This is a genomic window from Neosynechococcus sphagnicola sy1 (assembly GCF_000775285.1).
In the GTDB taxonomy this organism is placed as follows: Bacteria; Cyanobacteriota; Cyanobacteriia; order Neosynechococcales; family Neosynechococcaceae; genus Neosynechococcus; species Neosynechococcus sphagnicola.
The window spans coordinates 1-15,611 of record NZ_JJML01000005.1 but is presented as its reverse complement, the minus strand read 5'-3'; the positions used below and the strand labels follow the sequence as shown (position 1 = coordinate 15,611).

Sequence of the window (15,611 nt, the reverse complement as noted above, 5' to 3'; positions counted from 1 at the left end):
GAAGCCGCCGCTAATCTCGGAGGGCGCGGGTAAAGTTCTGACGGTAGGATTTGCTGGCGATCAGTAACATCGGCCACAATAACGCCAGCACCGCTCGATTGATCACCCCCCCACTAAAGTTAGTATGGCGAAATCCAGTGAGAAATTTCCAAATCCCAAAAATATAGACGATCAGCACCGCAATTCCGATTAATTGCATTGGCATCTCCTTGTCAATAAATCTACAACGACGGCCATCCTGATACCATTTCAATTCCCAGCACAGTCAGGGACGGCTGCTCTTTCAAGTTTAGAGTAGTCTACGGAATTGATTCCCACGAGTCGGCAAAGTTAGCATGGGAGCATTCGGCAAGGAGGGTTTATGCGAGCAGTGCTAATGGCAGGTGGATCCGGAACGCGACTCAGGCCCCTGACCTGCGACCTTCCCAAACCAATGGTGCCAATTCTGGCACGACCGATTGCAGAACATATCATCAATTTACTCAAGCGCCACCAGATCACGGAGATCATTGCTACGCTGCACTACCTGCCGGATGTGATGCGGGACTACTTCCAGGATGGGAGTAGTTTAGGGGTGCAGATTATCTATGCGGTGGAGGAAGATCAACCCCTGGGAACCGCTGGCTGCGTCAAGAATGTTGCGGAACTGTTGGATGAAACCTTCATTGTCATCAGCGGGGATAGTGTCACAGATTTTGATCTCAGTGCGGCGCTAGAATTTCACCGTCAGCATTGCTCCCAGGCAACCCTGGTCTTAACCCAGGTTCCCAATCCCCTAGAGTTTGGAGTGGTGATTACCGACGATCGGCAGCGGATTCAGCGGTTTCTAGAAAAACCATCTCCGGGGGAAGTGTTCTCAGATACGGTCAACACCGGTATCTATATCTTGGAACCCGAGGTGCTGGAGTATCTCCCCAGCGATCAAGAATTGGATTTTTCCAAAGATCTCTTTCCCCTGCTGCTGGAAAAGCACATTCCCATGTATGGCTATGTTGCGGCGGGTTATTGGTGTGACATTGGGCATTTAGATGTCTATCGGGAAGCTCAGTACGACGGGTTAATGCGGCGGGTGACCCTAGACTATGCCTATAAAGAACAGTCACCGGGGCTCTGGGTCGGGCAGAACACCTACATTGATCTCACAGCCCGAATTGAGCCACCGGTTTTGATTGGGGATAATTGCCGCATTGGGCCACGGGTGCAAATTGAATCGGGTACGGTCATTGGTGATAATGTCACCATTGGAGCCGATGCCGATCTGAAACGCCCGATCATCTGGAATGGTGCCATCATTGGCGAAGAAGTGCATCTCCGCGCCTGTGTTATTGGCCGAGGAGCCAGGGTGGATCGCCGGGTGCATGTCCTTGAAGGAGCGGTGGTGGGTTCCCTCTCCACCGTGGGAGAAGAAGCTCAGATAAGTCCAGGGGTAAGAGTCTGGCCGAGTAAGAAGATTGAGTCTGGGGCGACTTTAAATATCAATTTAATCTGGGGAAACACCGCTCGTCGGAATCTGTTTGGGCAGCGGGGGGTCTCTGGCTTAGCGAATGTGGATATCACGCCGGAGTTTGCCGTTAAGTTGGGGGCTGCCTACGGCTCGACTCTGAAGCAAGGGTCCCAGGTTACGGTCTCTCGGGATCAGCGCAGTATTTCCCGGATGGTGTCGCGATCGCTGATTGCGGGGCTGATGTCCGTAGGGGTGAATGTGTTGAATTTAGAAGCAACTGCAATCCCAGTGGCCCGTTCCGTGTTACCCACCCTCTCGGTGTCTGGTGGCCTACATGTGCGGGTGCATCCGGATCGCTCCGATCACATTCTGATCGAGTTTTTCAATCACCAGGGGATCAATCTATCCAAAGCCCAGGAGAAAAAAATTGAAGGGGCGTACTTCAAGGAAGATCTGCGTCGGGCTCAAATCCATGAAATTGGCAATGTTGTCATCCTCAGTCAGGCAATTGATATTTACTCCACCAGTTTCGAGAAACATTTACAGGTGGAAGCTTTGCGCCGCAGTAGTTCCAAGGTAGTGATTGACTACGTATATGCGGTGTCTGGAGCCGTGCTGCCCCAATTGTTGGGTAAGTTTGGTTGTGATGCCGTGGTTTTGAATGCCAGTCTCAGTCACACAGCCCCCACCACGGCCGATCGGGAAGGGCTGCTGAATCAACTGGGGCATGTGGTGGAAGCCCTCCACGCCACCTTTGGAGTCCAGGTGTCTGCCAATGGTGAGCAATTAATTTTAGTCGATGAGGCAGGCATCCCTATTCGGGGGGAAATTTTAACGGCCCTGATGGTCGATACGGTGCTCACTTCCCAACCCAGGGGGACGGTGGTGGTGCCCGTGCATGTTTCCAGTGCCATTGAACAAATTGCCCGCCGCCACGATGGCAAGGTGATCCGCACCAAGGTCAATCCCACCGCCCTGATGGAAGCTTGCTATACCCAATCCAATGTGGTGTTAGGTGGCAGTGGGGAAATGGGGTTTATTTTTCCCCAGATGCATCCAGGGTTTGATGCCATGTTTTGCATCGCCAAGTTGATTGAGATGCTGAGCCTGCAAGAGCGATCGCTGGGTCAAATTCGGGCGGAACTGCCTCGCATTAACCACAAGACTTACTCCGTTCGCTGCCCTTGGACCGTGAAAGGGGCACTGATGCGTCATCTGGTCGAAACCCATGCCCCGGAAAACCTGGAACTGGTGGATGGGGTCAAAATTTGTAACCGCCAACATGACAGCTGGGTGTTAATTTTGCCAGATGCGGGTGAGCCTCTGGTGCAGATTATGGCCAACAGTAGCGATCGCGGTTGGGTGGATGAGACGCTGCGAGAGTATCGACAGCTGGTTCAAGAATTTGTCGATCAGTCCCAGCAAGTGGATGAACTCAGACCTTAACTCCCAAACAACCGCGATCCGCTGCACTTAGTCAGCGTGAAACTCCTGGAAGGACTGGTAACACTGATTTGGGTGGTAGAGATGACACTGATTGGTAATTTGTGTCATTAATGCCCAGGAAAAGCGACAGGTCTGGAGCTGCGATCCCCACTGCTCCAGAAGACTTTGGTGAGCCATCCGAAGGTTATAAAAGGGAATTGCAGTGGAAATGTGATGGGGAATATGCACATTGATGTCGTGGCAGAGAAATTCCACCCACCGGGGATAGTCGCAGTGAACCGTTCCAAACAGTTGGGCTTCCACCTCATTCCACTCCGCAGCGGGCTTAAATTGAATGTTGGGAGCCGTATGATGCACCAGGGTAAAGGTGCTCATCCAAAAGTGATAGACCATCCAGGGCATCAACCAAAGGCTAAATAAACCCCACCAGCCCGTAGTCACCCAGAGCAGCGGCAAGGCAATCCCTGCAAAAGCAAGCACCAATAAGGCCGAGAACCGCACGCGATCGCGATCTTTGCCCTCAAATCGTTGCCAATTAAAGTGCAGAAAGGCCCAATGGAGAATCGATGCCATCCACCAGAGGCGACCTCTCATTCCCTGATATCCCCAACGCCCCCAGCGGCCAAGACTGCTGTAAAACTCAGGTTGAAATGCTTGCCAGGCATTATCAACTTCCAATTTATTCGTGTGCTTATGGTGAATATTATGCAGAATTCGCCAGCTATGAAAGGGATATAGCAAGGGCAGCAACAGAGTATGACCCACGAGATCATTGAGCCAACGGCGTTTGGCAAAGGAGCGATGACCACAATCGTGGGCGAGGACAAAAAAGCCAGTGAGGGCCGTTCCGGTAAAGATCCAACAAAAAGGGAGTAGGAACCATGGAGCAGACACAATTCCCCAGTAGCCCAGCCCCACACAGAGGCTATTAAGCAGGACAGCAGTCCAGGCTTGACGCCAATCCTTCTGAAAACACTGCCGAGGCAAGGTACGCAAAATATCTGGCAGCCGCAGCTCGGAGTCAGTCGAGGGGAGCTGCTGGGGCTTAGTGGTTACAGTCGATGCAGTCATGATGGCGGTCAAAAGGCTCCAGAGGTTGAGGGCGGTCGGACAAACGCAAACAAAATGCCTGCTCGGTTGTAACCGTTAGCAGGCAAAAGGGATGCAATAGCGATGCAGCAACGAACCGAATTCCAAAAACTAAGGCCAGGAGGTCGGAATGACGGTTTTCAAGGGAACTAGCAGTTGGGGAATTCAAAGAAGCGTCGATGACGAAATGCTACATATTGCTTTAAATACCACAGGAGTGTGGTGCTGCGGTTACAACAATCGGTAATCTCCCCGAGATCAGGTGCAAAAATAGCCAACTAAAGTGAAGGCTAAACAAGGTCATGGTAACATCCCACCTTGGGGATCATAGACCTACCCTCCCTGGATTGATGCATAGGACGTAAGCCATGGATAAACCAAGTGTATGGATTGCAGGTTTCTGGCTGACTGCCTTAGGTGTCATCGCACCGCCAGCCCTGTCCCAGCCCATTATTGCCCAGTACCCCTACTACCCACGACTCAATAATCCCAATCCCCTCAACAATGATGAAGTCCTCACCAACCTCCTGAAAGAAGGGCGTCGGTTGGTGGATGTCAAAGATTTTTCAGCAGCCTTGGTCATTTACCAACAGGCCGTACAACTTGACAGCCGCAATGCCCGCATCTACTCTGGCATGGGCTATCTCTATGCCCAGCAGGGCAATTTTTCAGCGGCTGTCGATGCCTACCAGCAGGCGATCGCCCTCGATGCTAATAACGCTGATTTCCATTATGCCCTGGGATTTAGCCAAGCCAGTCTGGGGAATTTAGTCGCCGCCACTGCTGCCTATCAGCAGGCGATTGTTCTGCGCCGAACCTTTACCGATGCCTACCTGGGGTTGGGAGCCGTGTTGTCTCGTCAGGGTAATGTCAATGGAGCGATGACGACCTATCGGCGACTGCTGGCACTGGAACCGCGCAATGCTCGAGCCATGGAGTCGCTGGGGGTAACGCTCCTCCAACAAAAACAGTATCCCCAAGCGATCAAAGCCCTAGAACGGTCAATTGTCTTAGATTCCCGGCGGGGAAGTCCTCACCTCTATTTGGGCAAGGCCCGACTCAGTCAGGGAAATCTAACGGCCGCAAAATCAGAGTTTATCTTGGCCAGTCGCCTCGATCCCCGCAATCCGCTGATTCACCTGCAAATTGCCAAGATCTACCAAGAAAACAATGACCTGGATCAGGCGTTTTTGTCCTACCAACGGGCGGCCTATCTCCGCCCAGACTTGATTGAAGCCCAGGCTGGGCTGGCGGATATTTTGATGTTACGCCAGGACTATCTCCAGGCCATTGTTGCCTATCGGCAAGTGCTTGCCCTGGCTCCTGAGAATGCCCAAGCCTACTTGAATTTTGGACTGGCACTCCAGGCACGAGACCGTCGCTCAGAGGCAATCTCCGCCTTTGAGAAAGCCCGGGATCTGTTTCAACAACAAGGAGATCAACCGGGAGCCCAACGGGCGGAGGCAGCCCTGGCCGGACTGCGTTCCTAGAAATCAACGCCCCTCTATGAAACCGTTCCCCTTTGCGTCATGCTAAGTAACAAAGCATCTGCAAGCATAGGAGTCACACCATGACCACAGCCCTCGATCCCATTCAGGTGATGAAACAGGAAGTTGCCAGAGCGGCAGCCGCCCGCGTCTCGTCGGGAATGGTGGTGGGTTTGGGAACGGGTTCAACGACGGCATTTGTGATTCAATTCCTGGGCGATCGCCTCAAATCCGGAGACTTGAAAGATATCAAAGGGGTGCCGACCTCCTTTCAGGCATCGGTCTTGGCAAAGAAGTATGGCATTCCCCTGGTAACTCTGGATGAGGTTGAAACCATTGATCTGGCAATTGATGGTGCCGATGAAGTCGATCCGCAAAAGAATCTAATTAAGGGCGGCGGTGCAGCTCACACGCGGGAAAAGATTGTTGATGCCCTCGCAGAGACCTTTATTGTGGTGGTCGATAGCTCCAAGTTAGTCGATCGCTTGGGTTCCACCTTCCCCGTCCCCATTGAGGTGCTACCGATGGCGATCGCCCCTGTCAGTCGTGCGGTGGTCAAACTAGGCGGCCAACCAGAACTGCGGATGGGGGTGAGGAAAGATGGGCCGGTGATCACAGATCAGGGCAACATGGTGCTGGATGTCAAATTCAGCCATATTGACAACCCCGCAGAACTCGAGCGTACCCTCAACAACATTCCCGGCGTGGTGGAAAATGGGATTTTTGTCGGTGTCACAGATTGGGTGCTGATTGGTGAAATTAAAGATGGGCAACCGATCGTGCGGGAGATGTAGTTCTGTTGCGCGCTCTGCCAACCTTTGCCCCTTAGTCCTGCGGCGTTAGAAACAAGGCACTTCACTCACCCTGGGGAGCGTTTCCAAGGACCTCATCGCCTGATCAATTAAGTCCAAGCCGTGCTGAACTGATTCAATTAAGCATAACTGTCCCCGCAATTCGGCGGCACCGGGAAAACCTTTGGCATACCAGGTCATGTGCTTCCGAGCCTGGCGAACACCGCGATCGCCCTTATACTCCCATAACCCATAGAGATGCTCCCGGGCACAGGCAAGGCGCTGTTGTGTGGTGGGAGTTGCTCGATGCTGACCCGTCTTGAAAAAATGGTCAATTTCTCCTACCAAAAAGGGATAGCCCATGGTTCCCCGTGAGCACATCACCCCATCGGCTCCGGTTTGTTCTAGGCATTGCAATGCGGTCTCCGCAGAAAAAACTGTCCCCATTGGCAATCACTGGGATCGAGAGCACTGCTTTCACCCGACCAATCCACTCCCACTTAGCAGGGCCATTATATCCCTGGGAGCGAGTACGGGCATGAACGGTAATCATCTGTGCCCCTGCGGCCTCCATGCGGCGCGCAAATTCGAGAATGTTAATTTCCTGATCCGTCCAGCCGATGCGCGTTTTCACCGTTACGGGCACTGATACAGCCTGAACCACGGCCCGGACAATTGCCTCAGCTGTCTCTGGCTCTCGCAAGAGGGACGAGCCGCCCCCATTTTTGGTGATTTTATTCACCGGGCAACCCATATTGATATCCACCGTATCGGCTCCCTCCGCCACCGCCATCTGGGCGGCTTCAGCGAGGAAATCAGGGCGGCAGTCAAACAGTTGAATACTAATGGGGCGCTCATTGGGGTCTACCTCCATAATCTTGGGCAAGGAGTGAACGTAGTGCAATCCCGTGGCATTGACCATTTCGGTATACATCATTGAGTCTGGTGCAAACCGCCGCACCAAGCGTCGAAACACCAGATCCGTCACCCCTGACAAGGGGGATTGCAGGACTCGACTCTTGACCTCAACGTTACCGATTTTCAATGGCTCCGCCAGTCGAGCTTGCAGACTAGAAGACAAGGAAATCATCCTACTGGGTTCCAAACTGTGCTTATCTATTGTAGGTAAAGTTGGGGAGTTACCCCGCCTACCCCTCAGGGTTAACCGCCCTGCAAGCGAGAACCCTCTGCCTTACCCTAAACCCTAAAGACTCAAGCCCTATCACCATGTCCAATCCCCACCTCTACGACCTGGAAAATTTTGTGGTACTGGAAGCGAATCAACCGGAACAATTCCTCACGGCTGCTGAACTGCTGGATAAGCTTAAAGTGGTTCTATCGCATCGGCAGCAAGACTTACCTCAGGATCTGCATCGCTTCCCAACCATCGAAGCACAGGCTCAGTATTTACTGGAAACTTCTTGTGATTTAGAGATGGAACCTGGAAATTTCTTCCAATGGTATGCAGTGCGGTTGCAGAAATAATACGAATCAAAAATGAGGTCAAGTGAGATATATTGAGGGCGAATTAGAGAGGAAAGCTGAGATGGCAAGAAGCCTCAAGCTGGAGATTCTGAGTGGTGTCGGAAGCTCCTAAAACCCCTAGGGATGAAAGATTATCGAAAAATATACTTATTGAGAATCAGGTTCATATTCTACGTGAATTGGTTGTTTCAGAGCCTTATTTTGAGTCATATTCATGCCCTATAATGGCAAGCCAATCCCCATATACGCAACAGGAGTGAGAGGCGTGAATGCGGTTGAGCAGGCAAAGAGTTTAGAGTTCGCCAGCAAAATTGCGGCGGTAGTGAATCTGTTCCAAGCGGAATTTCCTGATGCGCGGGTGGATCTCAAACCCTGGAGTAACGACCCAGATACCCGTCAATTCATAGATCCTGATTCGATCGATCTAGGCTTTCATTTTCCGGGCTGGAGCCGCAAACTCCAAAGTCGTAGCATTCTGGTACAAATTCGGCTGCACTGCGACGGCATGGAAACAGCTCAGCGAATCATTGGGGTAGAAGCCGAGGGATTTGATCATCGGGGTCAGGCTTGGCGGTTATCCACCATTGGTAACTGGCAGTTTGTTGGGGAAGCAGAACCCGCCGCAGAGGTCTGCGATAAACTCAAACACTTTTGCCGCGAAGTGCATGGGAGTTTTTTGAGATCATTTGCTTCTATGCCCGACTCCATGGCACCCCTGTTTTCGGATCAGCTCACCGAACCAACCTCGATGGCCCTGTTGGCTCAGATTCAGTGGCAACCGATTCTCACCACTCTATCAACAGCGGCTCCACCAATTACCATCGCCACGACCTATGTACATACTCTGGCTAACCCCCATCATCCGCCGCTGTTATTACTCCATGGCTTTGACAGTTCCGTTTTAGAATTCCGTCGTCTGTTCCCCCTACTGGCCTGTGAACAGGAGACATGGGCATTAGATCTGCTGGGGTTTGGGTTTACGGAGCGACCACCGAGTCTATCCTTCAATCCGGAGGCGATTAAAGCACACCTCTATGGGTTCTGGCAAGCGCTGATTCAACGACCGATGACCCTTGTTGGTGCTTCCATGGGAGGGGCAGCGGCGATTGACTTTGCCCTCTCCTATCCCCAAGCGGTTGCCAAATTGGTGCTGATAGACAGTGCCGGCTTTACCCCTGGCCCGGTCTTGGGTAAGTTCTTGGTACCCCCCTTGGGATACTTAGCAACTGAGTTTCTGCGTCATCCCAGGGTGCGGCAAGGGATTAGTGCATCGGCCTACCATGATCCCAGTTTGGCTTCCCAGGATGCCCAACACTGCTCAGCATTGCACCTGGGACAACCTGGTTGGCGGCAGGCCTTAATTTCCTTTACCCAAAGTGGTGGCTACCCTTCCCTGCAACCCCGACTGCCTCAGTTGCAAACCCCCACCCTGATTCTTTGGGGGCAATCGGATCGAATTCTTGGCACGGCGGTTGCCCAGTCGTTTCAAGGTGCGATCGCGGGAAGTCAGTTGGTCTGGATACCCGACTGTGGACATCTTCCTCACCTGGAAAAGCCCCAATTCACGGCGGAACAGATCCTGGCGTTTGGTCGGTAAACCTCTGACTTTGCTGAGATCTTACTGAGTTAGCTTCAGGTCTACCCTAGAATGTGGGCATTCTCCCCGACGGGAGGGTTCACGAGTGGAGGCATGGAGGAGCGGTGGGGATGCGAAAACTATACTTCTTGGTGCCTGGGACGGGGGGGKAAGTTTGCCTGTGGTGGCTTGTGGGCTGAACTCAAAACCATGCACCTGGCTCAGCAAATCTGTGAGGCGGAGGTGGTCACCTACCGCCAGCGAGAACCGGACACCCTCTTTTTGGCCGATCTGCTGCGATCGCCCCACCTAGACCAGGCAATTTTTGTCATCAGTTGGGGGTTTGATGTAGCCAAGTTGGCCGCCCAGCTTCGGCCTTATAATGTCCTCTACCACGCCCACAGTGCTGGTTATGGGTTCCACCTCCCGGCTAGCGTTCCCATTATCACCGTCAGTCGCAATACCCTGGGCTATTGGGGACAACGGTCTCCCCAGGGGTTGCTTTACTACCTGCCAAACCAAATTGGAGAGGAATTTCACAACCGCCATCTGCAACGGGATATTGAGGTGCTGGTGCAGGCACGGAAATCTTCTACTTACCTGATGCAAGTGCTGATTCCGGCGCTGCGACAGCACTGTCAGGTCTACGTTGTCGATCGCCATGTTCCCGATCTGGCGGCACTGTTTAACCGCGCCCATGTGTATCTCTATGATTCCGCAGAATATTGGGCACTTCAGGGGGTGAGCGAAGGCTTTGGTCTGCAACCGATGGAAGCTTTGGCCTGTGGCTGCCAGGTATTCTCTAGTGTCAATGGCGGTCTTTCTGACTATCTGGACCCCGGCTTTAACTGCTACAAAATTGCTGGATACTCCGCAGCCTATGATCTACAGCGCATCCTCAAGGTGCTACAAATGCCATCAGACTCCACCGTACCGGAGTCACTGATAGCGGAGTACCGCAGTGCCAATATTTTGCAGCGCCTTGGCGTCATTTTGTCAGATATCAACCACTTTTTTGATCACAGGTCAGCTGATGTCCAAGCAATTGCCCCGCTGACACCCTGGCGACTCCTGCAACTGCGATCGCAGCGATTTTTCAGTAAAGTGAGCCAAAAATATTCCCGGTTGTTGAGCCAAGGGCAGTGATGGCGTGCATCTCATTCTGTGATGACCACTGATAGCAGTTACTGATCTGGTGTGACACAAGTAACAAGCTGAAATCCTTTTCCTGTGTCACTTAGATACACTTCATGTTACGAGAAACCGCTATACTTGGAGACTTGAATCCTATTGGAGCACACACCTAGTAAGTTCTAAAGCAAGCCATTGCTCATGTTGTTGCCAGCCTGCGTCCTTCCTAACGGAATTGTGTTGCTTTTATGATCCCTGGTTTCTGAGCAAGGTCGGCTGCTAAATCATCAAATGTGTAGGGAATACTACACTAAGTTGGGTGGGAGATACTGAATAGTCTGTCAGGAGCAGGGTGATGCCTGCCGAATCTATGCCTCCTCTTCTTTCTTTAGAAGTAATTTTAGAGAAAATCTCGGAAATCGCCCTCCAGATCCAGCAAGATCGAGAACTAGAGGATATTTTACAGGGGGCGATCGCCGATGCCAGGGAACTCCTACAAGCCGATCGTGTCCTCATCTATCGCTTGCTGGCGCATCAGGATGCGGTTGTAGCATTTGAGTCTGTGGGGAGGGAGTGGACACCCCTTTTAGGGCAAACGATCCCTACCCCCTCTCTGAACCCAACCTGGATCGATCAATATCGTCAGAAACCGATCACAGCCGCCTCAGATATTCATGGAGAGGATCTTTCCCCATGGGATATCGAATGGTTAGCAGGATTGGAGGTCAAAGCCCATCTGGTCGTGCCCCTATTGAGTCAGGGGGTCTTATGGGGCTTGTTGCTGGTTCACGACTGCCGGCGTCCACGGGTGTGGCAGCCCCTGGAAGGGCAATATGTGCAGCAGTTGGCAGTCCATCTGGGCATTGCCATTCAGCAGACAGCGTTGCGGCAATCCCGTCAGCACTTAGCAGATCACTTGGAGCAGCTCCAGATCGCCGGAGATGAGTCTAGCGCCAGGGGAACAGCTACCCCAAAGACTAGCGCGATTCAACTAACTTCCGGAGAAACGTTGAGTCAGGTCAGTGAACAGGAAGAGGTTCGCAAACTGCGAGAAGAATTGATTCAGAATATTGCGCTGGGTGTTTCAGCTCAAATTGGGGAGGCATTCTTCCATTCCCTGGTGCAATATCTCAGTCGCTTATTGGGAATGGATTTGATTTCAGTGGGGGAGTTAATTGCACCTGAAAGGAATTGCGTTAAGATTATTGCCGGGTTAAGTCATGATCATCTGCTTGATGGAGTTGAGTATCCCTTAGCAGACACTCCCTGCGAACAGGTCATTCAGAAGGGCTTTTGTATTTATCCGCAGAACCTTCAGCATTGCTTCCCAGAAAATCGTGCATTGCAGGATTTAGAAGCCGAAGCATATATTGGTGTTCCTTTAGTCAGTTCCTCCGGTGAAGTCATTGGTTTAATTAGCGTCATCAGTCAGCAGGCGATCGCCAATGCCCAGTTAATTCAAGAAGTCCTGACGATTTTTGCGGTGCGGGCTACCTCGGAACTCGAACGGCAGCAATCCGAGGCGATGCTGCGTCGTTATGAGCGGATTGTTTCTGCCACTCCTGATTGTGTCTCCCTCCTGGATCGCAACTATATTTACCAGGTCATTAACCAGACTTACTTAACCTGGAGTCAGAAATCCTACGATCAAATCGTTGGTCATTCAGTCAGCGATTTACTGGGGCAGGAGTTTTTTGAAACCGTTTCTAAACCCTTCCTCGATCGCTGCCTTGCCGGAGAACCCCGGCAAATTGTCGAGGCATGGCTTGATTACGCAGATGGTCAACGACGCTTTGTCAGAGCCACCTATACCCCCTATCTAGAAGCAGACGGCACTATTTCTGGTGTAGTGGTCAATGTCCATGAACTCACTGATCTCAAGCTAGCTGAAGCCGCCCTGCGGGAGAGCGAAGAGCGCTTTCGGCAGATGGCTACGAGCATTCGTGAAGTGTTTTGGTTGGCGGATATCAATTTCACCGAAATCTTTTACATTAGCCCAATGTATGAAGAAGTCTGGGGACGCAGTTGTGCCAGTCTTTACAAACAACCCAGATCATTTCTCGAATCCATACACCCCGAAGATCTTCCTCAAGTACTTGCTGTCATTCAGCAGCAACGTCTCACTGGCTTTAGCCATGAGTATCGGCTGCTGTCCCCCGATGGCAGTGTTCGTTGGATCGGGGAGCAGGCTTTCCCCGTGGTAGATGCGACTGGACACCCCTACCGCCTGGTAGGGGTGTCCCAGGATATTAGCGATCGCAAAGCCGCCTCAGCCGCCTTGGAAGCATCGAAGCAGCAATACCAAAACCTGGTAGAAAACTCTCCCGATATTATTGAACGGTTCGACACCCAACTCCGACATCTATACGTCAGTCCAGCCCTGACCAAAATTACTGGAATCCCAACCGAGACTTTTTTAGGTAAAACCTGCCGTGACTTAGGTCTGAATACAGCCATGGTCAATACCTGGGAAACCGCCGTCGCCGCCTTACTCGCAACTAGGCAAAGGCAAATCATCGAATTTGAATTGCCCACACTTGAGGGGATGAGGTCGTTTGAAATGGTGATCGCCCCAGAGTTATCCGATCAACAAACAATTGAGTCGATTCTCTGCATGTCTCGGGATATCACCGATCGCAAAACTACTGAAATTGCCTTAAAGGAACAGCAGCAGTTTACAGAGCAGATTGCCAGTTCTACCCTGGCGATTCTGTATGTTTATGACCTGATTGAGCATCGCAATATCTACTCAAACCAACAAATTGAAATGGTTTTGGGGTATTCTCCAGAGGAAATTCAGACCATGGGAGAGGCTCTCTTCCCGCTGCTGATCCATCCCGAGGATCTGCCCCAAGTGATGGTAAATCAGCAGCATCTTTTGACAGTTCCAGACAACGAATTTGTGGAAACAGAGTACCGGATGCGGCACAAGAATGGGAACTATCGCTGGTTACTTAGTCGCGATCGCATTTTCAGCCGCACTGCCGAGGGGTTGCCGCAGCGGTCGTTGGGCGTGGCTACGGATATCACCCTCCTGAAGGAAGCCCAGGCTACCCTCCATCAGCAAGCGGAGTACCAACGACTGCTGATGGTCATTGCCCAACATATTCGCCAAACCTTAGATTTAGAGAACATCCTCCAGACCACGGTTACCGAAGTTCGACAGTTCCTGGATACGGATCGGGTGATCATCTACAAATTTGAGCCGGATTGGAGTGGCATCATTATTGCGGAATCAGTGGCAGAAGGACTGCCCTCGATCATGGGAATACAGATCACCGATACCTGTTTGGTGGAAAACCAGGGATTACCCATTGAGCGGAGCGGAATTATCGCAATTGAAGATATTCTCAACGCTAATCTAGATCCGTGCCGAGAGACGCTGTTTAAGCAAATGCAGGTACGGGCAAAGTTAATGGTGCCAATCCTGCAAGACGATCATTTGTGGGGCTTATTAATTGCTCATCACTGTCGCTCACCCCGGCATTGGGAAACCTTAGAGCTGGATCTGCAACAACAACTGGCGCTGTCGATCCAGATCGCGATCCAACAAGCCAGTCTCTATCGGCAGTCCCAATTAGAACTCGCCGAACGCCAACGGGCAGAAATGGCTCTGCAACAACTCAATCAAGAACTGGAACAACGGGTGCAAGAGCGCACCCAAATCTTGCAACAACAGACTGAACAGGAACGACTCCTACGTTTGATCATCCAAAATATCCACCGTTCCCTCGATCTGGAGGAAGTTCTCACTGCCGTCCTGACTGAAACCCGGCAGACCTTCCAGGCCGATCGGGTTGCCATTTACCAGTTCCACCCAGATTGGAGTGGTACCTTTGTAGCCGAGTCTGTGGGGGAAGGGTGGGTACCGTTGGTGTCACCAGATATACCAAAAGTTTGGGAAGACACCTATTTGCAAGAAACCCAGGGTGGACGCTACCAGAACAATGAAACCTTTCAAGTTAACGACATTTATACGATCGGCCACACCCAGTGTCATATTGATCTGCTAGAGCAGTTTCAAGCCAGAGCCTATGCGATCGCCCCCATTTTTCTGGATGAAAAGCTTTGGGGATTGCTCGCTACTTTTCAAAATAGTGGCCCCCGCAACTGGCAGGACTGGGAAATCAACCTACTGCAACAGATTAGCCTGCAAACGGCGATCGCCCTGCGTCAATCCCACCTCTATCAAGCCTCTCAAGCACAGGTGCGGGAACTAGAGCGGCTGAGTCAACTGAAGGATGACTTCCTCAGTACCGTCTCCCACGAACTGCGATCGCCGATGTCCAGCATTAAAATGGCCACCCAAATGTTGGAACTGACCTTAAACCCCTTGGGTATCCTTGCCGACGAATCAGCTCCCATCAGTCGTTATTTTAGAATCCTGCGTGAGGAAGGGAAACGGGAGATTGATTTAATTAATGACCTGCTGGATCTGGCACGACTCGATGCCGGAACCGAACCCCTGAATCTCTCGATGATTACCCTCCAGCTCTATATTCCTCACCTGGCAAAGACCTTTCTCGAACGCACCCGCAACCAACAACAACAATTGGTGATCCAAATCCCCGAGGATCTCCCTGATGTCACCACCGATCTGCCTTATCTAGAACGTATTTTGACCGAACTCCTGCACAATGCCTGCAAATATACCCCTGCCGGGGAAACGATCACAGTGGCGGTTGCACCCAGACCAGATACCCTAGAGATTCGCGTCAGTAACTCCGGGGTAGAAATTCCTGCGGTAGAATGCGATCGCATCTTCGACAAGTTCTACCGCGTCCCTAACAATGATCCCTGGAAACATGGGGGCACTGGCTTAGGGTTAGCACTCGTAAAAAAGCTGGTGGAGCGCCTCGGTGGAACCATCCAGGTTGAAAGTTGCTTTAAACGTACAACCTTTATTCTGGTGTTTGGTCTGTTTCCAGAATCCCATCGCCAAGTTTAGTGCTGCTGCTTTTCGCGGTGATACTCGCAGCGCAACTTTTAAACATCTAGCAACCCAGAGACTAACAATTTCACCTGTGACCTTGAGCCTAGCCTGGATTATTCATGACTTTTTACTGAAAACATTCAGTCCTTTCACCCGTAAGCCTTAGACCCTCACCCTAAGTCCCTCTCCCAAAAAAGGAGAGGGACTTTGACCGGCTCCCCTTCTCCCC

The 15,611-nt window shown here is 51.7% G+C and carries 8 protein-coding genes and 2 pseudogenes; 7 read left to right on the top strand and 3 right to left on the bottom strand.

Annotated features, from left to right (window positions below):
* Positions 1–10 precede the first annotated feature (10 nt).
* Positions 11–199 (bottom strand): hypothetical protein, encoded by a 189-nt coding sequence (locus tag DO97_RS03000; protein WP_036531053.1) that lies wholly within the window; start codon positions 197–199, stop codon positions 11–13.
* A gap of 162 nt (positions 200–361) precedes the next feature.
* Between DO97_RS03000 and DO97_RS02995 the strand changes: the two genes are divergently transcribed.
* Positions 362–2,890, top strand: a complete 2,529-nt coding sequence (locus DO97_RS02995; RefSeq protein WP_036531051.1) for a mannose-1-phosphate guanyltransferase — start codon at positions 362–364, stop codon at positions 2,888–2,890.
* A gap of 27 nt (positions 2,891–2,917) precedes the next feature.
* On the opposite strand, the gene DO97_RS02990 is transcribed toward DO97_RS02995, so the two are convergent.
* The gene (locus DO97_RS02990) at positions 2,918–3,961 is read right to left on the bottom strand and encodes a fatty acid desaturase (protein WP_036531049.1); all 1,044 of its coding nucleotides are present in this window, start codon (positions 3,959–3,961) and stop codon (positions 2,918–2,920) included.
* A gap of 386 nt (positions 3,962–4,347) precedes the next feature.
* Between DO97_RS02990 and DO97_RS02985 the strand changes: the two genes are divergently transcribed.
* Together DO97_RS02985 and rpiA are read left to right on the top strand one after the other, a co-directional pair.
* Positions 4,348–5,469, top strand: a complete 1,122-nt coding sequence (locus DO97_RS02985) for a tetratricopeptide repeat protein (protein ID WP_036531047.1) — start codon at positions 4,348–4,350, stop codon at positions 5,467–5,469.
* Between the two features lie 80 nt (positions 5,470–5,549).
* Positions 5,550–6,260, top strand: coding sequence for a ribose-5-phosphate isomerase RpiA (rpiA, locus tag DO97_RS02980; protein WP_036531045.1), 711 nt, complete (start codon positions 5,550–5,552; stop codon positions 6,258–6,260).
* A 45-nt stretch (positions 6,261–6,305) separates the two neighbouring features.
* Here the strand turns inward: rpiA and dusB are convergent.
* A pseudogene (dusB, locus tag DO97_RS02975) lies at positions 6,306–7,347 on the bottom strand (tRNA dihydrouridine synthase DusB).
* 137 nt (positions 7,348–7,484) lie between these two features.
* Here dusB and DO97_RS02970 point away from each other — a divergent pair.
* From DO97_RS02970 to DO97_RS22805, 4 genes and pseudogenes are all read left to right on the top strand, one after another.
* Positions 7,485–7,742 (top strand): CRR7 family NDH-1 assembly protein, encoded by a 258-nt coding sequence (locus tag DO97_RS02970; protein ID WP_036531079.1) that lies wholly within the window; start codon positions 7,485–7,487, stop codon positions 7,740–7,742.
* A gap of 265 nt (positions 7,743–8,007) precedes the next feature.
* Positions 8,008–9,339 carry an alpha/beta fold hydrolase gene (locus DO97_RS28375; RefSeq protein WP_338038210.1) on the top strand — a complete coding sequence of 444 codons (1,332 nt, stop codon included), beginning with the start codon at positions 8,008–8,010 and terminating at the stop codon, positions 9,337–9,339.
* 110 nt (positions 9,340–9,449) lie between these two features.
* Positions 9,450–10,464: pseudogene (locus DO97_RS02960) on the top strand (glycosyltransferase).
* 340 nt (positions 10,465–10,804) lie between these two features.
* Positions 10,805–15,397 (top strand): GAF domain-containing protein, encoded by a 4,593-nt coding sequence (locus DO97_RS22805; protein ID WP_036531043.1) that lies wholly within the window; start codon positions 10,805–10,807, stop codon positions 15,395–15,397.
* Positions 15,398–15,611 lie beyond the last annotated feature (214 nt).